This window comes from Pseudomonas sp. 1D4, from assembly GCF_001728925.1.
Taxonomy (GTDB): Bacteria; Pseudomonadota; Gammaproteobacteria; order Pseudomonadales; family Pseudomonadaceae; genus Metapseudomonas; species Metapseudomonas otitidis.
On record NZ_LXJQ01000002.1, the window covers coordinates 142402 to 167145 of the forward strand.

Here is a 24744-nt window from a genome sequence, read left to right on the forward strand (position 1 = left end):
CGTATAATGGCCGCCACCTTAAAGGGGGCCTCTCCCCCCTCGCAACCCTCAGGATTCCACTCGATGTCCAAGGCCCTGCGTTTCTTCGGCTGGCCCCTGCTTGTCGGCGTACTGGTCGCCCTGTTGATCATCCAGCAGTACCCCGAACTGGTGGGCCTGCCCCGCCAGGAAGTCCACCTTCAGGAAGCACCCCGCTACAGCGTGTCGCGACCCGGCCCCCAGTCCTACGCCGAGGCGGTGGACAGCGCATCACCTGCGGTGGTCAACCTCTACACCACCAAAGTGGTGAGCAAGCCGGCGCACCCTCTGTTCGACGACCCGCAGTTCCGCCGCTTCTTCGGTGACAACCTGCCCCGCCAGCGCCGCATGGAGTCCAGCCTGGGCTCGGCGGTGATCATGAGCCCTGAGGGCTACCTGCTGACCAACAACCACGTCACCGCCGGTGCCGAGCAGATCGTCGTCGCCCTCAAGGACGGTCGCGAAACTCTGGCTCGCCTGGTAGGCAGCGACCCGGAAACGGACCTGGCGGTTCTCAAGATCGACCTCGACAACCTGCCGGCCATCACCCTCGGGCGTTCCGACGCCATCCGCATCGGCGATGTCGCCCTGGCCATCGGCAATCCGTTCGGAGTCGGCCAGACGGTGACCATGGGCATCATCAGCGCCACTGGTCGCAACCAGTTGGGCTTGAACACCTACGAGGATTTCATCCAGACCGATGCTGCCATCAACCCAGGTAACTCCGGGGGCGCGCTGGTGGATGCCGCCGGCAACCTGGTGGGCATCAACACCGCGATCTTCTCCCGCACCGGCGGCTCCCAGGGCATTGGTTTTGCCATCCCCACCAAACTGGCCCTGGAGGTAATGAGAGCCATCATCGAGCACGGCCAGGTGATCCGTGGCTGGCTGGGCATCGAGGTGCAGCCGCTGACGCCAGAACTGGCGGAGTCCTTCGGCCTCACCGGCCGCCCCGGCATCGTGGTCGCCGGCATCTACCGCGACAGCCCAGCCCAGCGCGCCAACCTGCTACCGGGGGACATCATCCTCGCCATCGACGGTGAGCCAGCAGGTGATGGACGACGTTCGATGAATCAGGTGGCGCGCACCAAGCCTGGCGAGAAGGTCAGCATCCAGGTGTTGCGCAACGGCAAGCTGCTGGAGCTGGTGGCAGCAGTGGGGCTACGCCCACCCCAGCAGACGGCGCCAGTCGGAAACGAGTAAGCGGTATCGACCACCGATGAAAAAGCCGAGGAACATGCCTCGGCTTTTTCGTTACTGACTCGCGATCAACCCACGTCCAGGGCATCCAGCAGCGCCTGGTTCTGCTCCGGCGTGCCGATGGTGATGCGCAGGAACTGGGCGATGCGCGCCTGCTTGAAGTGACGCACGATAACGCCCTTCTCCCGCAGCCCCGCGGCGATACCAGCGGCATCCTTGTCCGGGTGCCGGGCGAAGACGAAGTTCGCCGCCGACGGCAGTACGTCGAAACCACGGGCCTCAAGCGCCGCCACCAGTTGCTCGCGGCTGTGGATGACGCGCTGGCGGGTTTCATCGAACCAGGCGCGATCATCGAAGGCCGCCGCCGCACCGGCAATGGCCATGCGATCCAGCGGGTAGGAGTTGAAGCTGTTCTTGATTCGCTCGAGGGCCTCGATCAGGTCCGGGTGCCCCACCGCAAGACCCACACGCAAGCCGGCCAGGGAGCGGGACTTGGACAGGGTCTGGGTCACCAGCAGATTCGCATAGCGATCGACCAAGGCGATGGCGCTCTCTCCACCGAAGTCGATGTAAGCCTCGTCGACCACCACCACCGAGTCCGGGCTGCCGTCCAGCAGGGCCTCCACGGCGCCCAGGGTCAGCAGGCAGCCAGTGGGCGCATTCGGGTTGGGGAAGATGATGCCGCCGTTGGGGCGTGCGTAGTCCTCCACACGGATCTGGAACTGTTCGTCCAGCGGCACCGCCTCGAAGGGGATGCCATAGAGGCCGCAGTAGACCGGGTAGAAGCTGTAGGTCACGTCGGGGAACAGCAGCGGGCGGCCGTGCTGGAACAGGCCGTGGAAGATGTGCGCCAGCACCTCGTCCGAGCCGTTGCCGACGAACACCTGGGCCGTGGTCACACCGTAGTGGTCGGCAACGGATTGCTTGAGGCGTTCGCTGTTCGGGTCCGGGTAGAGGCGCAGGCTATCGCCCAGCTCTGCCTGCATCGCGGCGATGGCCTTCGGCGAAGGGCCATAGGGATTCTCGTTGGTGTTCAGCTTCACCAGGTTGGCGATCTTCGGCTGTTCACCCGGTACGTAGGGCACCAGTTCCTTGACGAAGGGACTCCAGAACTTGCTCATGCTTATTCCCCCTTGATCCGGTATTCGGCACTGCGGGCGTGGGCGGTCAGCGACTCGCCACGGGCCAGTACGGACGCCGTCTTGCCCAGCTCGGACGCGCCATCAGCGGAGCAGTAGATGATCGACGAACGTTTCTGGAAGTCATACACGCCCAGCGGAGAGGAAAAACGCGCGGTGCCGGACGTCGGCAGCACGTGGTTCGGGCCGGCGCAGTAGTCGCCCAGGGCCTCGGCGGTGTAGCGGCCCATGAAGATGGCGCCGGCGTGGCGGATGTGCGGCAGCCAGGCCTCGGGCTCGGCCACCGAGAGCTCCAGGTGTTCCGGGGCGATGCGGTTGGCTACCACGCAGGCCTGGGCCGGGTCGACGACCTGGATCAGCGCTCCGCGGTTGCTCAGGGAGGTGCGAATTATCTCGGCACGCTCCATGGTCGGCAGCAGCCTGTCGATGCTGGCAGCCACCTTGTCGAGAAACGCGGCATCAGGGCTGACCAGGATGGCCTGGGCATCCTCGTCGTGCTCGGCCTGAGAGAACAGGTCCATGGCGATCCAGTCCGGGTCGGTGTCACCGTCGCAGACCACCAAGATCTCCGACGGGCCGGCGATCATGTCAATGCCCACCTGGCCGAAGACGTGGCGCTTGGCGGTGGCCACGTAGATGTTGCCGGGGCCGACGATCTTGTCCACACGCGGCACGCTCTCGGTGCCGTAGGCCAGCGCGGCCACGGCCTGGGCGCCACCGATGGTGAAGACGCGGTCGACGCCGGCCACACAGGCGGCGGCGAGGACGATCTCGTTGATCTCGCCACGGGGGGTCGGCACCACCATCACCACTTCGGCCACGCCGGCGACCTTGGCCGGGATGGCATTCATCAGCACGGAAGACGGGTAGGAGGCCTTGCCACCCGGTACGTAAAGGCCGGCACGGTCCAGCGGGGTGACCTGCTGCCCCAGCACGGTGCCGTCGGCCTCGGTGTAGGTCCAGGAGTCCTGCTTCTGCTTCTCGTGGTACAGGCGCACCCGCTCGGCGGCTTTCTCCAGCGCCTGGCGCTGTTCGGCGGTGATGCGGGTCAGGGCCAATTCCAGGCGCTCGCGAGGGAGGATCAGCTCCGCCATGGTGGTGGCCTGCACGCCATCGAAGCGCTGGGTGAACTCGACCACGGCTGCATCGCCACGCTCGCGCACGGCCTGGATGATATCGAGGACGCGCTGGTTGACCGCCTCGTCGGAAACGCTTTCCCAGCTCAGCAGATGATCCAGGTGTCGACCGAAGTCCGGATCAGCGGCATTGAGACGACGGATAGCAATGGGAGCAGTCATAGCGAGCCTCTTGTAAGAATGGCGTTAACTCGGGCGCCGCTAGACTACCAAGCCCACCGTGCGGGCACCCGAGAAAATTCGCTATGACACGGATAGGGCCGGAGCTGCACGCCAGGCCTTCTCCCGAGCGGGAAACAGGCCTGGAGGGCAACGGGTATCAGTGACGGTGTCGCTTCTCGACCGCTTCGCGCAGCGTGTCGATCAGGGCCTGGATGCGTGCGTGCTGCATCTTCATCGAGGCCTTGTTGACCACCAGGCGGGAGCTCACGGTGGCGATGAGTTCCTGGGGCTCCAGGCCGTTGGCGCGCAGGGTGTTGCCGGTGTCCACCACGTCGATGATCTTGTCGGCCAGACCGACCAGCGGAGCCAGCTCCATGGAGCCGTAGAGCTTTATCACGTCGACCTGGCGACCCTGCTCGGCGTAGTAACGCTTGGCGACGTTGACGAACTTGGTGGCTACGCGCAGGCGCCCCTTTGGCTCCGGCGCGCCGACCGCACCGGCGGTCATCAGCTTGCAGTTGGCGATCATCAGGTCGAGAGGCTCGTAGAGCCCCTGCCCGCCGTACTCCATCAGCACGTCCTTGCCCGCCACACCAAGGTCGGCTGCGCCGTGTTCGACGTAGGTCGGCACGTCGGTAGCACGGACGATCAGCAGGCGGACGTCATCCTGAGTGGTCGGGATGATGAGCTTGCGGCTCTTGTCCGGATTCTCGGTGGGCACGATGCCGGCCTCTGCCAACAGCGGCAGGGTGTCATCGAGAATACGGCCCTTGGACAGCGCGATGGTGAGCATGGGGTTCCCTTGTTAGCCCGGCACGCGGCGGATCTTGGCGCCGAGCAGCTGGAATTTTTCCTCGATGCATTCGTAGCCACGGTCGATGTGGTAGATGCGGTCGATCAGCGTGTCGCCCTCGGCTACCAGACCGGCAATCACCAGGCTGGCGGATGCACGCAGGTCGGTGGCCATCACTGGGGCGCCCTTGAGCTTCGGCACGCCAGTGACAATGGCGGTGTTACCCTCGACCAGGATCTGAGCGCCCATGCGGTTCATCTCATAGACGTGCATGAAACGGTTCTCGAACACGGTTTCGATGACCGCACCAGTGCCTTCGGCCACGGCGTTCATGGAGATGAACTGGGCCTGCATGTCGGTAGGGAATGCAGGATACGGCGCGGTACGCACGTTGACGGCTTTCGGGCGGTTTCCCTTCATGTCCAGCTCGATCCAGTTGTTGCCGGTGCTGATGTGAGCACCCGCTTCTTCCAGCTTGAGCAGAACGGCTTCGAGGATGGTCGGATCGGTATCCTTCAGCTTGACGCGACCGCCTGTGGAGGCAGCGGCGACCAGGTAGGTGCCGGTCTCGATACGGTCGGGCATCACGCTGTAACGTGCACCACCAAGGCGCTTCACGCCATCGATGATGATGGTGTCGGTGCCGGCGCCCTGGATCTGAGCCCCCATGGCGATCAGGCAGTTGGCCAGGTCGACCACTTCCGGTTCGCGGGCGGCGTTTTCCAGCACGGTACGGCCATTGGCCAGGGTGGCGGCCATCATGATGTTCTCGGTACCGGTCACGCTGACGGTATCGAAGAAGAAGTGCGCACCACGCAAACCACCGGCAGGGGCACGGGCCTTGATGTAGCCGCCGTCAACGTCGATCAGCGCCCCCATCGCCTCAAGGCCGCGAATATGCAGGTCGACCGGGCGGGAGCCGATGGCGCAGCCACCGGGCAGTGCCACTTCGGCCTGGCCAAAGCGCGCGACCATGGGGCCGAGCACCAAGATCGAGGCGCGCATGGTCTTCACCAGTTCATAGGGCGCGACCAGAGTCTTGATGGAGCTGGCGTCCACTTCAACGCTGAGCTTCTCGTCGATGACCGGCTGCACGCCCATGCGACCGAACAGCTCGATCATGGTGGTGATGTCGTGCAAGTGCGGCAGGTTGCAGACGGTGACCGGGGTATCGGCCAGCAGCGTGGCAGCCAGGATCGGCAGAGCCGAGTTCTTGGCGCCGGAAACGCGGATTTCGCCATCAAGGCGTTGGCCGCCGGTGATAATCAGTTTGTCCATTGGGAGTCTCGTCGCCGGGGGGTCAGGAACGCTCGGCCCAGCCGGCGCGGCTGAAGAATTTCATGGTGACGGCGTGGATGCTGCCGTCGGCGATCCAGGGATTCAGGTGCGAATAGACCTGCTGCTGGCGCTTGACCGGGCTGAGAGCGGCCAGTTCGTCGCTGATCAGGTTCAGCTGGAAGTTGCAACCTTCACCTTCCACTTCGACCTGGGTACCGGGCAACTTCGCCTCCAGGAGGCTTTTCACTTCTACGGCCTGCATGCTCAACCTCTATCGGCGCCCTGTGCGCGCGGGTCGGCAATGATACAAAAAAGCCCCCCGCCTGCGAACCCCGCTCATGCGGGGCCTGACGGAGGGCTTTCGGGCATCAGTGCTCGAGGGGCAGCAACGCGTCGAGCCCGGATACACCGGCAATCTGCCGCATGTCCTCGGGCAGCGCGCGGATGCTGAGGGTCTTGCCGGCCTTGCGGGCATCACGCATGAAGGCCAGCAGCAGGGAAAGCCCGACGCTGCTGGATTTCACCACGCCGGAGCAGTCGATCACCAGGGCGGCGGCGGCCTGCTCGCGGATCAGCCTGGCACCGGTTTCACGCAAGGTGGGGCCGCTGCTGTAGTCAAGGACGCCAAGGAGCTTGAGCTCCCCGCCGTTCCCAGCTACCAGAGACGCCTCACTCATGACCGGCAGCCTTCTGGCCTTCCTCGGACTGCTTGGCCTTCGCCACGATCTCGGCCCAGCCATCGATGGTCTTGTTGAGGTCGTTGCCGTTCTTCTGCATGGCGTCGGCGAACTGATCACGGAACAGCTTGCCGATGTTGATGCCGTTGATGATCACGTTACGCAACATCCATTGACCCTCGATGTTCACCATGGTGTAGGAGACGGGGTAGACGGTGCCCTTGCTGTCCTTCACTTCCATGCCGACGCTGGTGCGCTCGGGGTCTTCCTGCTTGGCGGGCAGGACGCGGATATCCTGGTTGTCGTACTCCAGCAGTGCATTGCCGTAGAACTGGATCAGGCTGCGCTTGAAGTTCTCCTCGAAGCGGGTCATCTGCTCCGGGGTGGCCTGGCGCGAGTATTTGACGGTCATGATGCTGCGGGAAATGCCGTCGGCATCTACAACCGGACCGAGGATGCCGTTCAGCGCATCGTAGAAAGCACTTGGGTTGCTGCGGTACTGGGCCTTGTTGGCCTTGAGGTCGTTGAGCAGCTTGTCGGTGGTCTGCTGCACCACATCGCGGGCGCTCGGCGCCGCATTGGCCAGCAGGGGCAATGCGGCCATCAGCAGCAACAGGCCTTTTCGCAGGGCTTTGATCATTTCGAAGGTCCTCACTTGGTGTCCTTGTTGACCGTATTGAGCAGGAACTTGCCGATCAGGTCTTCCAGCACCAGCGCGGACTGGGTATCGCGGATGGTGCTGCCATCCTTCAACAGCCGATCGTCGCCGCCAACGCTGATCCCGATGTACTTCTCGCCCAGCAGGCCGGCGGTCAGGATGGAGGCAGTGGAGTCGGTCGGCAGGTTGTCGACCTTCTTCTCCAGCTCCATGGTGACGCGACCTGTGTAGCTGTCACGGTCCAGGTCGATGGCCGTGACCCGGCCGATGGTTACACCGGCCATGGTCACCTTCGCTCTGACAGTCAGACCGGCGATGTTGTCGAAATGTGCATAAACCTTGTATGTCTCGCCAGCACTGCCTACGGACAGCCCGCTAACACGCAGGGCCAGCAGCAGCAGGGCAAGCAACCCGGCCAGGAGGAACAGGCCGACACCAATTTCCAGGGTGCGGATTTGCATCAGAAATCTCCAAACATCAGGGCGGTCAGGATGAAGTCGAGCCCCAGCACGGCCAACGAGGCATAGACCACGGTTTTAGTCGTTGCGCGGCTGATCCCCTCGGAGGTGGGCTCGCAGTCGTAACCCTGGAACACGGCGATCCAGGTGGCGACGAAAGCGAAGGCCAGGCTTTTCAGCACGCCATTGAGAACATCTTCGGTGAATTCAACGCTGTTCTGCATGTTCGACCAGAACGAACCGTCGTAGACACCGAGCCAGTTGATGGCCACCATTGCGCCCCCCCAGATGCCGACCACATTGAAGATCAGCGCGAGCACCGGCATCGAGATGAAGCCGGCCCACAGGCGGGGCGCAATGATGTACTTGAGCGGGTCGACACCGATCATTTCAAGGCTGGAGAGCTGCTCGGTGGATTTCATGTTGCCGATCTCTGCGGTCAGCGCGGAGCCCGCACGCCCAGCGAACAGCAGCGCCGTGACAACCGGGCCGAGCTCGCGCAACAGGGTCAGGGCGACCATCTGTCCGACAGCCTGCTCGGACCCGTAGCCGACAAGGATGTTGTAGCCCTGCAATGCCAGCACCATGCCGATGAAGACGCCGGAGACGACGATGATCGGCAGCGACAGCACGCCGACGAAATAGAGCTGCTTGACCAATAACTGGAAACCGGAGCCAGTCCCGGTGCGGCCGAACATGGCCCGCAGCAGGAACAGGGTGGAACGGCCGAGCGCCTCCACCACGTCAAGGCCGGCGCGCCCGAGCAGGCGGATGCGCTCGAGCGGGGACTTCTTGCGCATCAATGCTCTCCCAGCAAGTCGTTACGGTAATCGGGCGCCGGGAAGTGGAACGGCACCGGCCCGTCAGGGATGCCCTTCATGAACTGGCGAATCCGGGGATTGTCCGAGTCCATCAACTCAGCCGGAGTGCCCTGGCCCAGCACCTGCGCATCGCCCACCACATAGATGTAGTCGGCGATGCTCGCGGTCTCAGCCAGGTCGTGAGAAACGACGATGCTGGTGATGCCCAGTGCGTCGTTCAACAGGCGGATCAGGCGCACCAAGACGCCCATGGCAATCGGGTCCTGGCCGACGAAGGGCTCGTCGTACATGAGGATCTGCGGGTCCAGGGCTATGGCCCGGGCCAGCGCCACACGCCGCTTCATCCCGCCGGAGAGTTCGTCAGGCATCAGGTCGATGGCACCACGCAGCCCGACGGCCTGAAGTTTCATCAGCACGATGTCGCGGATCATCTCCTCAGGAAGCTGGGTATGAACACGCAACGGGAAGGCGACGTTCTCAAACACATCCAGATCGGTGAACAATGCGCCACTCTGGAACAGCACACCGAACTGCTTGCGCATGTCGAAGAGCTCGGAACGGGAAAGCGAGGGCAGGTTCTGACCATTGACCCAGACTTCTCCCGACGCCGGCTTCAGTTGAGCAGCGATCAGGCGAAGGAGGGTGGTCTTGCCGCAGCCGGACGGCCCCATGATCCCGGTGACCTTGCCACGGGGTATGCGTATGTCAACGTCGCGAAAAATGCTGCGCTCGCCGCGCTTGAAGGTCAGGCCCTTCAGCTCCACGGCATAAGCGTTATCGGCGCTCATCTGTACTCCTTGCGATGCGGCCATCCCTGAATGGACGTCGTCTCCCGAGAACGAGACACGGCCCGGCGAGGTGGCCGAACAGGCGGCGGATCATAGCATTGCGCCCTGGGCCGCCCAAGGCCGCAGACAGCTTCGTTCAGGAGCGTGACAGGTTCGACGCATCATTGACGACGATGAAGCGTGAGCGATTCGTGCTTTACCGGTATAATCCGCGCCTTTTCCTCGGCCACTGCACTCAAGACATGAGCCAGTCCAGCGACCTGATCCAATCCGCGCAACGCACCATTCGACTGGAACGCGACGCCATCGACGCCCTTCTCCAGCGAATCGACAGTGATTTCATCAAAGCCTGCGAACTCGCCCTTGCCTGCAAGGGGCGCGTCGTTGTTGTCGGCATGGGCAAATCCGGCCATGTCGGCCGCAAGATCGCTGCGACCCTGGCCAGCACCGGTACGCCTTCCTTCTTCGTCCACCCGGCAGAAGCCAGCCACGGCGACATGGGCATGATCACTCGCGACGACGTGGTACTGGCCCTCTCCAACTCCGGCTCGACGGCGGAAATCATCACACTGCTGCCGCTGATCAAGCGTCTGGGTATTCCGCTCATCAGCATGACCGGCAACCCGGAGTCCGCCCTCGCGAAAGCAGCCGAGGCACGCCTGGATGCGAGGGTAGACAAGGAAGCCTGCTCGCTCAACCTGGCCCCTACCTCCTCCACCACAACAGCACTGGTGCTTGGCGATGCCCTGGCCATTGCCTTGATGGAGGCACGCGGCTTCTCCGCCGAAGACTTCGCCTTCTCGCACCCGGGTGGCGCGCTGGGCCGCCGCCTGCTGCTAAAAGTGGAAAACGTCATGCACAGTGGCGAAGCGCTACCCCGGGTCGCCCGCGGTACTTCGTTGCGCGACGCCCTGCTGGAAATGACCCGCAAGGGGCTCGGCATGACCATCGTACTGGAGAATGACGGCCGTCTCGCCGGCATCTTCACCGACGGCGACCTGCGCCGGACCCTCGACAAGGGCGTCGATGTGCACCAGGCGAGCATCGACGAGGTGATGACCGTGCACGGCAAGACCGCACGCGGTGAAATGCTGGCGGCCGAGGCCTTGAAGATCATGGAAGACCACAAGATCAACGTGCTGGTGGTGGTGGACGACAACGACACCCCCATCGGCGCCCTGCATATCCACGACCTGACCCGCGCCGGAGTGATCTGATGAGCGAACACCTGCACCAGCGCGCCCAAGCGATCCGCCTCGCGGTCTTCGACGTGGATGGCGTGCTCACCGATGGCAAGCTCTACTTCCTGGCAGATGGCAGCGAGTTCAAGACCTTCAATACCCTGGACGGCCACGGCATCAAGATGCTGATCAACTCCGGCGTACGCACAGCCATCATCTCCGGACGCAGCACCCCGGTGGTGGAGCGCCGCGCGCGCAACCTCGGCATCCAGCATCTCTACCAGGGCCGCGAGGACAAGCTGGTCGTCCTCGACGAGTTGCTGGGCGAACTGGGCCTGGACTACAACCAGGTTGCCTATCTGGGTGACGATCTGCCGGATCTGCCCGTGATCCGCCGCGTAGGCCTGGGCATGGCCGTTGCCAGCGCCGACGCCTTCGTGCGCCAGCATGCCCATGGGGTTACCGCTGCCAAGGGCGGTGAAGGTGCCGCACGGGAATTCTGCGAACTGATCATGCGCGCCCAGGACACCCTGGATGCCGCGCAATCCGCCTACCTGTAGGTCCCCCATGCACAAGAACGTTCGCCTCGCCCTGATCCTTGCGCCGCTCGCCGCCCTGCTGATCGCGCTGGGCTACTGGAACATCCGCCCCGAGAGCTTCATGGACCGCCAGGCCCAGCCAGCCGGGGACGAGAACACCATCGACTTCTACGTCATCAACGCAACCAGCGTGCAGTTTCAGGAAGATGGCAAGCGCCACTATGAAATGAGGGCAGACAAACTCGAACACATCAAGGCAAACGATGTGACGATGCTGACCAGACCGGACCTGCAGCTTTACCGAGGCACCGACTACCCTTGGCATGTTCAGAGCGAACGTGGAGAGGTGGGCCCGGAAGGCAAGCAGGTGGAATTGATCGAACAGGTCCGCGTGGCCCGCACCGACCCCAAGGGGCGACCGACCGTCCTGACCACCAGCCGGCTGACCGTGTTCCCGGATCAGGAATATGCGCAGACCGAGCAAGCCGTTAAAATCGACGCCGCCAACGGGGTCACCACGGCACAAGGAATGAAAGCGTACTTGAATGACGGCAGGATGCTCCTGCTGTCCAACGTAAGAGGCCAGCATGAGGTTCGTTAAAACCCTCCCCCTACTGCTCAGCCTGGGCGCCGCACTCGGAAGTGCCAGTGCCTGGGCGCTGCCCAGCGATCGCGACCAGCCTATCCGCGTCCAGGCGGACAGCGCCGAGCTCGACGACAAGCAGGGCGTTGCGGTCTACCGCGGTGACGTGGTCATCACCCAGGGCACCCTGAAGATCACCGGTGATACCGTGACCATCACCCAGAACGCCCAGGGCGAGCTGGATGTGTTCACCTCAGTGGGCAAGCCGGCCTACTACGAGCAGAAGCCGGCCCCGGACAAGCAGATCGTCAAGGCTTACGGGCGCACCATCCAGTACTTCGCCGCCAACGAGCGCATCGTACTGATCGACCAGGCGAAGGTGATCCAGGAAGGCAATACCTTCGAAGGCGAGAAGATCGTCTACGACACCCGCCGCCAGATCGTCAACGCAGGTCGTGCCACCGGCACCAACGTCGGCACGCCACGCCCGCGCATCGACATGGTCATCCAGCCCAAGAAGCAAGCGGGACAAGCACAGTAATGGCGATCCTCAAAGCCCAGCACCTGGCCAAAAGCTACAAGAGCCGCCAGGTGGTCCGTGACGTCAGCCTGTCCATCGAAAGCGGCCAGATCGTCGGCCTGCTCGGCCCCAACGGTGCAGGCAAGACCACCTGCTTCTACATGATCGTAGGCCTGGTCAAGGCTGATCAGGGCCGTGTCCTGATCGACCAGCAGGATGTCACCCACCAACCCATGCACGGCCGGGCGCGCGCCGGAATCGGCTATCTGCCGCAGGAAGCCTCAATCTTCCGCAAGCTGAGCGTGGCGGACAACATCATGGCGATCCTGGAAACCCGCAAAGACCTGGACCGCGCAGGGCGAAACCGCGAGCTGGAAAGCCTGCTGCAGGAGTTCCACATCAGCCACATTCGCGACAGCCTCGGCATGAGCCTCTCCGGTGGCGAGCGTCGTCGCGTCGAGATCGCCCGTGCACTGGCCACCGCGCCGAAGTTCATCCTGCTGGACGAGCCCTTCGCTGGCGTCGACCCCATCTCCGTGGGCGATATCAAGCAGATCATTCATCACCTCAAGAACAAGGGCATCGGCGTACTCATCACCGACCACAACGTTCGCGAAACCTTGGACATCTGTGAGACGGCCTACATCGTCAACGATGGCCAACTGATCGCCGAAGGCACCGCTGAGGAAATCCTGGCCAACCAGCTGGTCAAGGAAGTCTACCTGGGGCACGAATTCCGTCTCTGAGGCGCGCTGCAGCCCAGAAGGGCGTTGCGCCTGCTGGAAAAATCATTCAAGGTCAGGCATATAATTTGCTTCCTGGTGGCGCCTCGGCGTCCTGTAGTGGATGGCGCACACGCGCCGGCGAATAAGGTGCAAAGCCCTCTGCCATGAAACCATCGCTTGTCCTGAAGATGGGCCAGCAGCTGACGATGACCCCGCAGCTGCAACAGGCCATCCGCCTACTCCAACTCTCCACCCTGGACCTCCAGCAGGAGATCCAGGAAGCGCTGGAGTCCAACCCCATGCTCGAACGCCAGGAGGAAGGGGAAGACTTCGACAACTCCGACCCCATGGCGGAAAGCGAGCAGCAGCCCAACTCCGGTGGTCAGGAAGCCAGCTTCCAGGAAACCACCGTGCCCAGCAACGACAACGAGGGCATCGACGAGGGCGAATGGCACGAGCGTATCCCCAGCGAACTTCCCGTCGATACCGCCTGGGAAGACGTTTACCAGACCAGCGCCAGCAGCCTGCCCAGCTCAGATGATGACGAGTGGGACTTCACCTCACGCACCTCCGCCGGGGAAAGCCTGCAGAGCCATCTGCTGTGGCAATTGAACCTCGCCCCTATGTCTGACACAGACCGGCTGATCGGCGTCACCATCATCGACTGCATCAACAACGACGGCTACCTTGAGGAAACGCTCGAGGAGATCACCGAGTCCTTCGACCCTGAACTGGGCATCGAGGTGGATGAGGTCAAGGTCGTTCTCAATCGAATCCAGCAGTTCGAGCCGTCCGGTATCGGCGCGCGTGACCTGCGCGAATGCCTGCTGCTGCAGCTTCGCCAACTGCCGACCGCGACGCCCTGGCTGGGCGAAGCACAGCGCCTCGTCGGCGATTACCTGGACCTGCTCGGTAGCCGCGACTACAGCCAGCTGATGCGCCGCATGAAGCTGAAGGAAGACGAGCTTCGCCAGGTCATCGAGCTGATTCAGGCCCTCAATCCACGCCCAGGCTCGCAGATTGAGGCCAGCGAACCCGAATACGTCGTTCCCGACGTCATCGTTCGCAAGCACAACGACCGTTGGCTAGTCGAATTGAACCAGGAGGCCGTGCCTCGTCTGCGCGTCAATCCGCACTACGCGGGATTCGTCCGTCGTGCCGACTCCAGCGCGGACAACACGTTCATGCGCAACCAGTTGCAAGAGGCACGTTGGTTTATCAAGAGCCTGCAGAGCCGCAACGAAACCCTCATGAAGGTGGCCACCCAGATCGTCGAACATCAGCGTGGCTTCCTCGAGTACGGTGATGAGGCCATGAAGCCTCTGGTCCTGCACGACATCGCCGAAGCAGTCGGGATGCACGAGTCCACGATTTCCCGCGTCACCACACAGAAATTCATGCATACCCCTCGTGGCATTTACGAGCTGAAATACTTCTTCTCCAGCCACGTCAGCACCTCCGAAGGTGGCGAATGCTCGTCCACCGCGATCCGCGCGATCATCAAGAAACTGGTGGCCGCCGAAAATGCCAAAAAGCCGTTGAGCGACAGCAAGATCGCTGGTTTACTGGAAGCACAGGGTATCCAAGTGGCCCGCCGCACAGTCGCCAAGTACAGGGAATCTCTTGGCATCGCGCCTTCCAGCGAACGCAAGCGACTGATGTGAGCGGATTGATCCACGCCAAAGTGTTCCGGTGGCAGGCCCGTTAGCCTGTCTCTTACACACGGGCAATAAGGAGAAAGCGGTATGCAAGTCAACATCAGTGGACATCAACTGGATGTGACCGACGCCCTGCGCGACTACGTGATCGAAAAGTTCGAACGCCTGGAGCGCCACTTCGACAAGATAACCAACGTGCAAGTGATCATGCAGGTCGAAAAGCTGAAGCAGAAGATCGAGGCCACCCTGCACATCGCAGGTGGTGAGGTCGTCGCCAACGCCGAGCATGAAGACATGTACGCCGCCATCGACCTGCTGACCGACAAACTCGACCGTCAACTGATCAAGCACAAGGAAAAGCAGCTCAACCGCCAGCAGGGCGCGGCCGTCCGCTGACCTACCCCCTCCCCTATGATCCGACTTGAGCAAATACTGACCCCCGGCCGTTCACTCGTGAACGTGCCGGGTGGCAGCAAGAAACGCGTGCTGGAACAGATCGCCAACCTCGTCGCACGCGACCTGGTGGATCTCGACTCGCAAGACATCTTCGAAAGCCTCGTGGCCCGAGAAAAACTCGGCTCGACCGGCTTCGGCAACGGCATCGCCATTCCCCACTGTCGCCTTCAGGGCTGCGCAGCACCGGTGAGTGCGGTGCTGCGCCTGGATGCGCCTGTAGATTTCGACGCCATCGATGGCGCCCCTGTGGACCTGCTCTTCGTACTGCTGGTACCCGAAGCGGCGACCGATGAACACCTTGAGCTGCTGCGCCAGATCGCCAGCATGCTCGACCGCAGCGACGTTCGGGATCGCCTGCGTCACGCGCGAGACAGCGAGGATCTGTACCAGGTGGTCGTCGACGTGCAGAACGCACAGTAGGCACCGGGATGCGCCTGGTCATCGTCAGTGGTCGTTCCGGGTCCGGCAAGAGCACAGCCCTCGACGTTCTTGAGGACAACGGCTTCTACTGCATCGACAACCTCCCCGCCGGACTCCTTCCCGAACTCGCCGAGCGTGCACTGCTGCACACCGAACTGCTTCACCCGCAGGTCGCGGTTTCCATCGACGCCCGCAATCTGCCGAGCCAGCTCCAGCGTTTCCCGGAGCTGCTCGCCGAGGCCCGCGCCAAGCACATCCTCTGCGACCTGCTGTACCTGGATGCGGACGAGGAGACGCTGCTCAAACGCTTCTCCGAGACCCGCCGGCGCCACCCGCTGACCACCGAGGATCGCTCCCTGGCCGAGGCCATCCACGACGAGAGCAAGCTGCTCGCACCGATCGCCGACCTCGCCGACCTCAAGATCGACACCACACACCTGAACCTCTATCAACTGCGTGACACCATCAAGCTGCGCCTGCTCAACAAGCCCGAGCCCGGCACCGCCTTCCTGGTGGAGTCCTTCGGTTTCAAGCGCGGCATGCCGGTGGACGCCGATTTGGTTTTCGACGTGCGCTGCCTGCCCAATCCCTACTGGAAGCCCGACCTACGGGACTATTCCGGGCTCGACAGCGTGGTCGCCGACTACCTGGCCGCCCAGCCCGATGTCGAGGAGATGTATCAGGACATCTTCGGCTACCTGAACAAATGGCTGCCCCGGTTCGCCGCCAGCAACCGTGCCTACGTCACCATCGCCATCGGCTGCACCGGCGGTCACCACCGCTCCGTGTACCTCGCCGAGCGCATTGGACGCACCCTCAAGCCGCTTCTCAAGAACGTTCAGGTTCGCCACCGCGACCTCACCTGATAAGGACCCCACGCGATGCCAGCCTGTGAAATCACCATCTGCAACAAGCTCGGCCTGCACGCACGCGCTGCGGCGAAGTTCGTTGGCGTTGCAGGCCGCTTCCCGTGCCAGGTCCGCGTCGGACGCTCCCCGGAAAGCTTGGTGGACGGCAAGAGCATCATGGCCGTGATGATGCTGGCCGCGGGCAAAGGCACCCCCATTCACCTGCACACCGAAGGGGACCAGGGGGACGAAGCCCTCAACGCCCTGATCGAGTTGATCAACAACAAGTTTGACGAAGGCGAATAGCCCCCCCTCGCTACACCAGCGCCGTATCCAGCACCATCATCAGGCAGAAGCCGAACGCCAGGCCCAGGCTACCGGCCACCGGATGTCCTCGCCTATGGCACTCAGGAATGATCTCGTGGGTTACTGCGAAAAGCATTGCACCCGCAGCCAGGGCCAGGCCCCACGGCAGCAGCAAGGTCGAGACCTGCACCAGCCACGCACACAAGAGCGAAAACAGTGGCTCCACTAACCCGGATGCAGCGCCAATCAACAGCGCCTTCCCTCGGGACATCCCAGCACCCGCCAGTACCAGGGAAATGATCAGCCCCTCCGGCAGATCCTGCAGGGCAATGCCCAGTGCCAGGCTGTCAGCACCGGCCAAACCCGCTCCAGCCGCCACCCCCACCGCCATGCCTTCCGGAATGTTGTGCACCACGATGGCAATCACGAATAGCACCACCCGGGGGGCCAGGCGAACGCCAGCCCCAGCATCGACGGGTAACGCGTGATCCGGCAGCAAGCGCCCCAGGCCGAACAGCGCGCTGGCCCCCAATAGCAAGCCAATGCTGACCAGAAACCCAGCCGACCACCGGGAAAACCCCAGTTGCCCCGCCGCCTCCAGTCCTGGCATCAGCAGCGAAAACACCGTCGCTGCCAGCATCACACCGGCCCCGAAACCAAGCAGGGCATTGGACGCTCGAGCCGACAGACTGCCCAGGCACAGTACCGGCAGGGCGCCAACGGCCGTGCCCAAGGCACAGAGGCTCCCAGCCATCAGCGCATGCCAAAGGTGCGGCTCCAGCACCCGCTCGGTAGCCAACAGCGCCCGCCACCCCAGCAGCAGCGCCCCGATCAACACCAGGGCGATACCCAACACCTGCCGAAGCGACAAGCCGCTGGGCAGGCCCGACCCCACCAGCCGCCGTCGACGGGCCAGGAACGGTACACGCAAGGGCGCAGCCATCAGGCAAGCGCCTCTCGATAGCGCCGCTCAACCTCGACCCAATCCACCACGTTGTAGAACGCCCCGATGTATTCCGGTCGGCGGTTCTGATAGCGCAGGTAATAGGCGTGCTCCCACACGTCCAGCCCCAGCACCGGCGTGTTGCCATGCATAAGCGGACTGTCCTGGTTACCGGTACTCTCCACCACCAGACCTCGTTCGGGCGTTACCGACAACCATGCCCAGCCACTGCCGAAGCGCCTCAGCGCTGCCTGCGTAAAAGCCTCCTTGAAGGCGGCGAAACTGCCCAGCTCCACTTCGATGGCCGTGCGCAGGGTTCCACCGGGCTCACCGCCACCTGACGGCGACATCACGGTCCAGAACAGGCTGTGGTTCGCATGCCCGCCCCCGTTGTTGATCACCGCCACGCGCAAGGCCTCGGGCAGCTCATCGATGCGACGCAGCACCTGCTCCACCGGCAGATGCCCGAGCGAGTTGCCCTCCAGCGCCGCGTTCAGGTTGTTCACGTAGGCCTGGTGGTGCTTGCTGTGGTGAATTTCCATGGTGGCCGCATCGATGTGCGGCTCCAGAGAGTCGTAGGCATAGGGCAAGGCAGGCAAGACGTAAGGCATGGAGGATGTTCCTCTCTCAGTGGTAATGGCGGCTCATGGCGGGTGCCCGACGGGCGACGGGGGTGCCGCCATCCAGCAAACGATCGGTGCGCGGGTAGGTACCGTGCTCCTGGATGAAGTGCATCAGCGTGGCGTAGGTCCGCCCACTGTGGCGCTGCGCCATCTCCCGCAGGTCCTGCGGCTGGCGCGCGTCATACACCAGTTGCAGCAGCCGCTCGTGGCAGGCACAGAGGTACTCTGCGGTTTCTTCCGGCTGCTCCAGCATCAGGTGCAGATCGCCCAGGTTGTGGTACGAAACCACCAGTGCCGATACCGCCTCGGCCGGCTCCGGCCAGCGCTCCAGCAACATCTGCGCCTGAGCGAGCGCGCGCAGGTAAAGCTCGCGCGCCTCGATCCAGTCCCCTTCTTGGAAATAGCGGTTGCCCGCCGTGATGATGCGTTTCCAATATTCCATGCGACACCTCCAGGACAGGAGCGCCACCGGAGTGGCGCCCGGTGGGGCGGTTAGAGGCCGCCCTCGGTGAGTTTCTCGGGGTTGAGCAACTGCTCCAGTTCGCCCCGGGACAGCGCGGTGTGCTCCTCGGCCACATCGATCACCGGGCGTCCCTCGCGGTAGGCCTGCTTGGCGATTTCCGCCGCCTTCAGGTAACCGATGATGGGATTCAGCGCCGTCACCAGGATGGGGTTGCGCGACAGCGCTTCCTTCAGCTTCGGTTGGTTGACGGTGAAGCTCGCCACGGCGCGGTCCGCCAGCAGGCGGCTGCTGGTGGTGAGCACCTGCAGGCTGCCCAGCAGGTTATGGGCCACCAGCGGCAGCATCACGTTCAGTTCGAAGTTGCCGGACTGCCCCGCCAGGGTGATGGCGGCGTCGTTGCCGATCACCTGGGCGGCCACCATCGCCGTCGCTTCCGGAATCACCGGGTTGACCTTTCCCGGCATGATCGAAGAGCCCGGCTGCAGGGCCTCCAGCTCGATTTCTGCCAGTCCGGCAAGCGGCCCCGAGTTCATCCAGCGCAGGTCGTTGGCAATCTTCATCAGCGACACGGCCACCGTCTTCAACTGCCCGGACAAGGCCACCGCAGTGTCCTGGGAGCCGATCAGGGCGAAGAAGTTGCTGCCTGGGACAAAGTGCAGAGCAGTCAGGGTATTCAGCTCATCGCAGAAACGTTCGGCAAAACGCGGATGGGCGTTGATCCCGGTGCCCACCGCCGTGCCGCCCTGGGCCAGTTGCTGCAGGCTCGGCAGCAGCCCACGCAGGTGCTCGATGTTGCTTTGCACCTGCTGTGCCCAGCCGTCGAGCACCTGGCTCATGCGCACCGGCATGGCATCCATCAGGTGGGTACGCCCGGTCTTCACATAAGGACGGACCGCCAGGGACTTCTCACACAGCACCTGCAGCAGATGACCCAGCGCCGGCAGCAGGCCCTCGGTGAGTTCGATGGCCGCACTGATGTGGATGCTGGAGGGAATCACATCATTGCTGCTCTGCCCGCAGTTCACATGGTCGTTGGGGCTGACGGGCTCGCCGAGCAGGCGCCCGGCCAACGTGGCGATCACCTCGTTGGCGTTCATGTTGGAACTGGTGCCGGAGCCGGTCTGGAAAACATCCACCGGGAAGTGCGCCATGAAGTCCGTAGCCAGCAGCTCCTGGCAGGCCCCCACGATGGCATCGCCCATGGCCGGGCTGATCTGCTCCAGTTCCACGTTGGCGCGGGCCGCAGCCGCCTTGGCCAGGATCAGGGCACGGATGAAGGGTGCCGGCATCCGCAGGCCGGATACCGGGAAGTTGTTCACTGCCCGCTGGGTCTGAGCGCCATAGAGGGCATGGGCGGGCACGGCCAGCTCGCCCATGCTGTCGCGTTCGATTCGGGTGTCAGTCACGCTGGGCTCCTTCTTCGGGATCGTGGTAACGGAGGGACGGCGCCAGGTCCAGGGTCGCCAGGCGCCATTGCAGCGCGCGAAGGCGGCGCTGCAGGGCAGAGCTGCGCGCGTGGTGGCGCAGCTCCTGCAGGGGGAGGTAGGCGTAGTCCAGGCACTGCGCCCGCCAGTGGGCCGGGAGCGCGCGGTCTTCCGCGCTGCGCAGCAGCAGGTCGAGGCAGGCCTCGAAGATGCGCCAGGGCGAGGCGCCTTGGCGCTCGGCCAGTTGCCGGGCCTCGTTCAGGTAACGCACCAGCAGGCGCGGCTCATCCGGACACAGCGCGCAGCGGATGCGCAGGCCGGTCGAGCGCCAGCGGGCGGTAGCCGGGTTTTCCTCGCGGCAGGACTGCATGGCAAACCTCTAACGAAAATCATTCGCGAATGAGAATAATAATATTTAGAGATAATTACCAGGCGCCGTTGTGCGAGCCCGCACGCCAGCCGTGGGCCGCGTTTCGATGAAAGCGCTTGAAAAAGCGGGAAAAGAAACGAAAACGCGCCCATTGGGCGCGTTCTCAGGGACGGAGCATGTAGAAGCGATCAGCTGCCAGCAACAGTCATCCGCTCGATCAACACCGAGCCAGTGCGGATGTTGCCGCGCATCTCCAGGTCGGAGCCCACAGCGAGGATCTGGCGGAACATATCCTTCAGGTTGCCGGCGATGGTCACTTCCTGCACCGGGAACTGGATCTCGCCATTCTCCACCCAGTAGCCGGCCGCACCACGGGAATAATCACCGGTGACCATGTTCAGCCCCTGTCCCATCAGCTCCGTCACCAGCAGGCCACGCCCCATGCGGCGCAGCAGCGCCTTCTGGTCTTCCGGGCCATGGCTGACGAACAGGTTGTGCACTCCGCCGGCATTGGCCGTGCTCGGCAGGCCGAGCTTGCGCCCGGAATAGGTGCCCAGCACATAGGACACCAGGTCGCCCTTCTCCACGAACGGCTTGGCGTAGGTGGCCAGGCCATCGTTGTCGAACGCTGCACTGGCCATGGCGCGCGGGATGTGCGGGCGCTCGTCGATGCTCAGCCATTCGGGGAACAGGCGCTGGCCCAGCGCGCCCTCCAGGAAGGAAGACTTGCGGTACAGGTTGCCGCCGGAAATGGCCGACAGGAAGCTGCCGAACAGCCCCGTGGCCAGCTCCGCCGCGAACAGCACCGGCACCTCGCAGGTGGGTACCGCCCGGGCCCCCAGGCGGCTGACGGTACGCTCGGCGGCGCGGCGACCGATGCTCGCCGGGTCCGCCAGTTGGGTGCCAATGCGGTTCACGTCGTACCAGTAGTCGCGCTGCATCTGGCCTTCGCTACCGCCGATCATCACGCAGCTCAGGCTGTGGCGGGTGCTGGCGTAGCCCCCGACGAAGCCATGGCTGTTGCCGTACACGCGGCAGGCCTGGTGGGTGCTGAGGGTGGTGCCGTCGGCATTGGTGATGCGCGGATCGGCATCGAAGGCCGCTGCCTCGCAAGTGAGCGCCAGCTCCACCGCCTGCTCCGGGCTGATGGCCCAGGGGTGGTAGAGGTCCAGCTCCGGCAGGTCGCGAGCCATCAGGGCCGGGTCGGCCAGCCCCGCGCAGTCGTCTTCCGAGGCGTGCTTGGCAATCGCCAGGGCCGCCGCCACGGTCTCGCGAATGGCATCCTCGCCGCTGGCCGAGGTGCTCGCCGAGCCCTTGCGCTGCCCCACATAAAGGGTGATGCCGAAACCCTGATCACGGTTGAACTCCACCGTCTCCACCTCGCGCTGGCGCACCGTGGTGGACAACCCCTGTTCCATCGACACCGCAACCTCGCAGGCCGTCGCGCCCTGACGGGCGGCCTCGGCGATGATGCGCTCTACCTGCGCCTGCAGCTCCGGAAGGGCCTGCGGGCCAACACCTTGTACGTCACTCATAGCCACTCCGATTTCTCAAACCCGTTTCGACGGGGCGGGCGCCGCGCACCCTGCCCCACCCGCCGCGAACGCGGCGCCAGCCGGGACGGACAATCCCCCTCCGACTGGTTATCATGGCGGCGTTTTCCACTGGACCACCCCCATGCCTGAATATCTCGACGATGACTTCTCCGGAGAGAAGAGCAAGTCCCAGGTCAAACGCGAGCTGCAGGCCCTGCAGGACCTGGGCGAACGCCTGACCACCCTCAAGCCCGACATGCAGGACAAGCTCCCGCTCACCGATGCGCTGCGCAAGGCCCTGATCGAGGCGCCCAAGCACAAGGCTCACATCGCCCGCAAACGCCACCTGCAGTACATCGGCAAGCTGATGCGCGAGCAGGATGTCGAGGCCATCGTCGCCATGGTGGACCAGGTCGACAACACCACCCGCGAATACAACGAGCGCTTCCACAGCCTCGAGCGCTGGCGTGATCGCCTGATCGCCGGCGACGACGAAACCCTCGAAGCCTTCGTGGCCGACTACCCGGACACCGACCGCCAGCACCTGCGCGGCCTGATCCGCCATGCCCAGCACGAAGCGGCCCGCAACAAACCGCCCGCCGCCGCACGCAAGGTCTTCAAGTACATCCGCGAGCTGGACGAAATCCAGCGCGGCCTGCGCTGAAGACCGCCACGGGCCCGCACCCCGGCCATGCCGGGGCCTACGGCCCGTAGCACCGCGCCGCATCAGGCGCCGGTGCCTCCCACAGTGATCGCGTCGATCTTCAGCGTCGGCTGACCAACGCCCACGGGCACCGACTGCCCGTCCTTGCCACATGTCCCCACACCGCTGTCCAGCGCCAGGTCGTTGCCCACCATGGACACCCGGCTCATCGCCTCCGGCCCGTTGCCGATCAACGTCGCGCCCTTCACCGGCGCGGTGATCTTGCCGTTCTCGATCAAATACGCCTCGCTGGTGGAGAACACGAACTTGCCGCTGGTGATGTCCACCTGACCACCGCCGAGGTTGGCGCAGTAGATGCCGCGTTGGACCGAGGCGATGATTTCTTCCGGGTCGCTTTCACCCGCCAGCATGTAGGTGTTGGTCATGCGCGGCATCGGCAGGTGCGCGTAGGACTCTCGACGGCCGTTGCCGGTGGGCGCCACACCCATCAGCCGCGCATTGAGCTTGTCTTGCATGTAGCCCTTGAGCACGCCGTTCTCGATCAGCGTGGTGCACTGGGTCGGGGTGCCTTCGTCGTCCACGCTCAGCGAACCACGGCGACCGGCCAGGGTGCCGTCATCGACGATGGTGCACAGGCTGGAGGCGACCTTCTCGCCGATGCGGCCGCTGTAGGCCGAACTGCCCTTGCGGTTGAAATCACCTTCCAGGCCGTGGCCCACCGCCTCGTGCAGCAGCACGCCGGACCAGCCGGCACCCATCACCACCGGCAGCGTACCGGCCGGTGCCGGCACCGCTTCCAGGTTCACCAGCGCCTGGCGCAGCGCCTCGCGGGCGTAGCCCATGGCGCGGTCTTCCTGGAGGAAGTAGCGGTAGTCGGTCCGCCCGCCGCCACCATGTCCGCCGCGCTCGCGGCGACCGTTCTGCTCGACGATCACACTGACGTTGAAACGCACCAGCGGGCGCACATCGCTGCCCAGGCTGCCGTCGCTGGCGGCCACCAGCACATGCTCCCAGACCCCCGCCATGCTCACGGTGACCTGCTTGATGCGCGGGTCGAGCGCGCGGGTGGCCTGGTCGATGCGCTGCAGCAGCGCGACCTTCTCGGCACGGCTGATCACGTCCAGCGGGCTGTCCGGCGCATAGAGCCGGGCCACTTCGGGGCTGGCGAATGCCTGCACGCGACCCTGCTGCCCGGCCCGGGCGATGGAGCGGGCCGCGCGGGCCGCCTGGCTCAGCGCCTCGGGGGTGATGGCGTTGCTGTAGGCGAAGCCGGTCTTCTCGCCGGACTGGGCACGCACGCCCACGCCCTGGTCGAGGTGGAAGCTGCCGTCCTTGACGATGCCGTCTTCCAGCACCCAGGACTCGGAAACCAGCCCGTGGAAATACAGGTCGGCGGCATCGATGCCCGGACCGGCCACCTCGCCGAGGACACCCTGCAACTGCTCGATGGCAAGGCCGCCCGGTGCCAGCAGGCGGTCACTGACGGATAACAACATCTGGCTCATAGCTACTCCGTAAGCACCGGCGCGGGTTCGGCCGGCGTCTTGAATCGTCTGTGTGCCGTCACCGGCATTCGTTGGCGGATCGCCCGCTGCTCCTCGGCATCGCGCCGGGCCAGCAGCACCGCCTCACCCTTTCCGACCTCGGCCAGGACACGCCCCCATGGATCGACGATAGCCGAATGCCCATGGGTTTCCCGTGGCCCCGGATGAACGCCGCCCTGCCCGGCCGCCAGCAGGTAACACTGGGTCTCTATGGCGCGGGCGCGCACCAGCACCTCCCAATGTGCCGCACCAGTAACCGCCGTGAACGCCGACGGCGCGGTGATCAACTCGGCCCCGGCCTCGCGCAATGCGCCGTACAGCTCGGGGAAACGCAGGTCATAGCAGACCGTCAGCCCCAGGCGCCCGACCGGCGTATCGGCCAGCACCACGTGGTCGCCGAAGGCGTAGTCGTCGGACTCGCGATAGCGCCCCCGCGCATCGGCCACGTCCACATCGAACAGGTGGATCTTGTCGTAGCGCACGACCCGCTCGCCGTGCTCATCCACCAGCAGCGAGCAGGCGTTGGGCTTGGCGTCCGGGCAGCCTTCGGGTGGCAGCGGCAAGGTGCCGGCCACGATCCATAACCTGAGGTCGCGAGCGGTCTGTTTCAACCAGGGCAGGATCGGCCCTTCGCCACGGGCCTCGGCCTGGCCCAACCGAGCCAGGTCGCGCCGGCCCATGGCGGCGAAGTTCTCCGGCAGCACGGCCAGGCGCGCGCCCTGCCCTGCCGCGTCGGCCAGCAGGCGCCGAGCGGCGTCGAGGTTGGCCAGGACATCGTCCTGGCTGGTCATCTGGATTACCGCGAACTCCATGG

The 24744-nt window shown here is 64.3% G+C and carries 30 protein-coding genes; 12 read left to right on the top strand and 18 right to left on the bottom strand.

The window, feature by feature from the left end; translation table 11 throughout:
* Positions 1–63: 63 nt before the first annotated feature.
* Entirely contained in the window at positions 64–1221 is a 1158-nt protein-coding gene (gene algW / locus A7D27_RS01875) for a Do family serine endopeptidase AlgW (protein WP_069560095.1), read from the top strand.
* A 65-nt stretch (positions 1222–1286) separates the two neighbouring features.
* Here algW and hisC read toward each other — a convergent pair whose 3' ends face one another.
* The 10 genes from hisC to A7D27_RS01925 form a co-directional block, all read right to left on the bottom strand.
* Positions 1287–2339: a histidinol-phosphate transaminase gene (gene hisC / locus A7D27_RS01880; protein WP_069563933.1), complete on the bottom strand. Its 1053-nt coding sequence runs from the start codon at positions 2337–2339 to the stop codon at positions 1287–1289.
* A 2-nt stretch (positions 2340–2341) separates the two neighbouring features.
* Positions 2342–3655, bottom strand: coding sequence for a histidinol dehydrogenase (hisD, locus tag A7D27_RS01885; protein WP_069560093.1), 1314 nt, complete (start codon positions 3653–3655; stop codon positions 2342–2344).
* A 157-nt stretch (positions 3656–3812) separates the two neighbouring features.
* A complete protein-coding gene (gene hisG, locus A7D27_RS01890) occupies positions 3813–4448 on the bottom strand; it encodes an ATP phosphoribosyltransferase (protein ID WP_069560092.1) in 636 nt (211 codons plus the stop codon).
* A gap of 12 nt (positions 4449–4460) precedes the next feature.
* Complete coding sequence (gene murA / locus A7D27_RS01895) at positions 4461–5726, bottom strand: UDP-N-acetylglucosamine 1-carboxyvinyltransferase (RefSeq protein WP_069560091.1); 1266 nt, start codon at positions 5724–5726, stop codon at positions 4461–4463.
* Positions 5727–5748: 22 nt separating this feature from the next.
* A complete protein-coding gene (locus tag A7D27_RS01900; protein WP_044409669.1) occupies positions 5749–5988 on the bottom strand; it encodes a BolA family protein in 240 nt (79 codons plus the stop codon).
* 106 nt (positions 5989–6094) lie between these two features.
* The gene (locus tag A7D27_RS01905) at positions 6095–6403 is read right to left on the bottom strand and encodes a lipid asymmetry maintenance protein MlaB (protein ID WP_069563934.1); all 309 of its coding nucleotides are present in this window, start codon (positions 6401–6403) and stop codon (positions 6095–6097) included.
* On the bottom strand, positions 6396–7043 hold the full coding sequence (locus A7D27_RS01910; protein WP_069563935.1) for a phospholipid-binding protein MlaC: 648 nt from the start codon (positions 7041–7043) through the stop codon (positions 6396–6398). Before A7D27_RS01910 ends, A7D27_RS01905 begins: the two co-directional genes overlap by 8 nt.
* Positions 7044–7054: 11 nt before the next feature.
* Positions 7055–7522, bottom strand: coding sequence for an outer membrane lipid asymmetry maintenance protein MlaD (gene mlaD, locus A7D27_RS01915; RefSeq protein ID WP_069560088.1), 468 nt, complete (start codon positions 7520–7522; stop codon positions 7055–7057).
* Positions 7522–8319 carry a lipid asymmetry maintenance ABC transporter permease subunit MlaE gene (gene mlaE / locus A7D27_RS01920; protein ID WP_069563936.1) on the bottom strand — a complete coding sequence of 266 codons (798 nt, stop codon included), beginning with the start codon at positions 8317–8319 and terminating at the stop codon, positions 7522–7524. The genes mlaD and mlaE overlap by 1 nt, the downstream gene beginning before the upstream one ends.
* Positions 8319–9128 carry an ATP-binding cassette domain-containing protein gene (locus tag A7D27_RS01925; protein ID WP_069563937.1) on the bottom strand — a complete coding sequence of 270 codons (810 nt, stop codon included), beginning with the start codon at positions 9126–9128 and terminating at the stop codon, positions 8319–8321. Before A7D27_RS01925 ends, mlaE begins: the two co-directional genes overlap by 1 nt.
* A gap of 242 nt (positions 9129–9370) precedes the next feature.
* Between A7D27_RS01925 and A7D27_RS01930 the strand changes: the two genes are divergently transcribed.
* The 10 genes from A7D27_RS01930 (at position 9371) to A7D27_RS01975 (ending at position 16364) form a co-directional block, all read left to right on the top strand.
* Positions 9371–10345 carry a KpsF/GutQ family sugar-phosphate isomerase gene (locus tag A7D27_RS01930; protein WP_069560085.1) on the top strand — a complete coding sequence of 325 codons (975 nt, stop codon included), beginning with the start codon at positions 9371–9373 and terminating at the stop codon, positions 10343–10345.
* Positions 10345–10869 (top strand): HAD family hydrolase, encoded by a 525-nt coding sequence (locus tag A7D27_RS01935; RefSeq protein ID WP_069560084.1) that lies wholly within the window; start codon positions 10345–10347, stop codon positions 10867–10869. Before A7D27_RS01930 ends, A7D27_RS01935 begins: the two co-directional genes overlap by 1 nt.
* Positions 10870–10876: 7 nt before the next feature.
* A complete protein-coding gene (lptC, locus tag A7D27_RS01940; protein ID WP_069560083.1) occupies positions 10877–11449 on the top strand; it encodes an LPS export ABC transporter periplasmic protein LptC in 573 nt (190 codons plus the stop codon).
* Complete coding sequence (lptA, locus tag A7D27_RS01945) at positions 11436–11972, top strand: lipopolysaccharide transport periplasmic protein LptA (protein ID WP_069560082.1); 537 nt, start codon at positions 11436–11438, stop codon at positions 11970–11972. The genes lptC and lptA overlap by 14 nt, the downstream gene beginning before the upstream one ends.
* Positions 11972–12697, top strand: coding sequence for an LPS export ABC transporter ATP-binding protein (gene lptB / locus A7D27_RS01950; protein ID WP_069560081.1), 726 nt, complete (start codon positions 11972–11974; stop codon positions 12695–12697). The genes lptA and lptB overlap by 1 nt, the downstream gene beginning before the upstream one ends.
* Positions 12698–12840: 143 nt before the next feature.
* Positions 12841–14340, top strand: a complete 1500-nt coding sequence (locus A7D27_RS01955; protein WP_069563938.1) for an RNA polymerase factor sigma-54 — start codon at positions 12841–12843, stop codon at positions 14338–14340.
* An 81-nt stretch (positions 14341–14421) separates the two neighbouring features.
* A complete protein-coding gene (gene hpf, locus A7D27_RS01960) occupies positions 14422–14730 on the top strand; it encodes a ribosome hibernation-promoting factor, HPF/YfiA family (RefSeq protein ID WP_069560079.1) in 309 nt (102 codons plus the stop codon).
* A gap of 15 nt (positions 14731–14745) precedes the next feature.
* Entirely contained in the window at positions 14746–15210 is a 465-nt protein-coding gene (gene ptsN, locus A7D27_RS01965; RefSeq protein WP_069560078.1) for a PTS IIA-like nitrogen regulatory protein PtsN, read from the top strand.
* Positions 15211–15218: 8 nt separating this feature from the next.
* Positions 15219–16076 (top strand): RNase adapter RapZ, encoded by an 858-nt coding sequence (rapZ, locus tag A7D27_RS01970; protein ID WP_069563939.1) that lies wholly within the window; start codon positions 15219–15221, stop codon positions 16074–16076.
* A gap of 15 nt (positions 16077–16091) precedes the next feature.
* On the top strand, positions 16092–16364 hold the full coding sequence (locus A7D27_RS01975; protein ID WP_069560076.1) for an HPr family phosphocarrier protein: 273 nt from the start codon (positions 16092–16094) through the stop codon (positions 16362–16364).
* Between the two features lie 10 nt (positions 16365–16374).
* On the opposite strand, the gene A7D27_RS01980 is transcribed toward A7D27_RS01975, so the two are convergent.
* From A7D27_RS01980 to pmbA, 6 genes are all read right to left on the bottom strand, one after another.
* On the bottom strand, positions 16375–17307 hold the full coding sequence (locus tag A7D27_RS01980; protein WP_139131085.1) for a ZIP family metal transporter: 933 nt from the start codon (positions 17305–17307) through the stop codon (positions 16375–16377).
* The gene (locus A7D27_RS01985) at positions 17307–17918 is read right to left on the bottom strand and encodes a superoxide dismutase (RefSeq protein WP_069563940.1); all 612 of its coding nucleotides are present in this window, start codon (positions 17916–17918) and stop codon (positions 17307–17309) included. The genes A7D27_RS01980 and A7D27_RS01985 overlap by 1 nt, the downstream gene beginning before the upstream one ends.
* A gap of 16 nt (positions 17919–17934) precedes the next feature.
* Positions 17935–18372, bottom strand: a complete 438-nt coding sequence (locus tag A7D27_RS01990; RefSeq protein WP_069563941.1) for a tetratricopeptide repeat protein — start codon at positions 18370–18372, stop codon at positions 17935–17937.
* Between the two features lie 50 nt (positions 18373–18422).
* On the bottom strand, positions 18423–19799 hold the full coding sequence (locus tag A7D27_RS01995; RefSeq protein ID WP_069560073.1) for a lyase family protein: 1377 nt from the start codon (positions 19797–19799) through the stop codon (positions 18423–18425).
* Positions 19792–20187: a hypothetical protein gene (locus tag A7D27_RS02000; RefSeq protein ID WP_069560072.1), complete on the bottom strand. Its 396-nt coding sequence runs from the start codon at positions 20185–20187 to the stop codon at positions 19792–19794. Before A7D27_RS02000 ends, A7D27_RS01995 begins: the two co-directional genes overlap by 8 nt.
* 188 nt (positions 20188–20375) lie before the next feature.
* Entirely contained in the window at positions 20376–21722 is a 1347-nt protein-coding gene (gene pmbA, locus A7D27_RS02005; protein WP_069560071.1) for a metalloprotease PmbA, read from the bottom strand.
* 142 nt (positions 21723–21864) lie between these two features.
* Here pmbA and yjgA point away from each other — a divergent pair, with 142 nt between their 5' ends.
* Positions 21865–22386, top strand: coding sequence for a ribosome biogenesis factor YjgA (gene yjgA, locus A7D27_RS02010; protein ID WP_069560070.1), 522 nt, complete (start codon positions 21865–21867; stop codon positions 22384–22386).
* 62 nt (positions 22387–22448) lie between these two features.
* On the opposite strand, the gene tldD is transcribed toward yjgA, so the two are convergent.
* Positions 22449–23891 carry a metalloprotease TldD gene (gene tldD / locus A7D27_RS02015; protein WP_044409760.1) on the bottom strand — a complete coding sequence of 481 codons (1443 nt, stop codon included), beginning with the start codon at positions 23889–23891 and terminating at the stop codon, positions 22449–22451.
* Positions 23892–23893: 2 nt separating this feature from the next.
* Entirely contained in the window at positions 23894–24742 is an 849-nt protein-coding gene (locus tag A7D27_RS02020; RefSeq protein WP_069560068.1) for a carbon-nitrogen hydrolase family protein, read from the bottom strand.
* Positions 24743–24744: the final 2 nt, after the last annotated feature.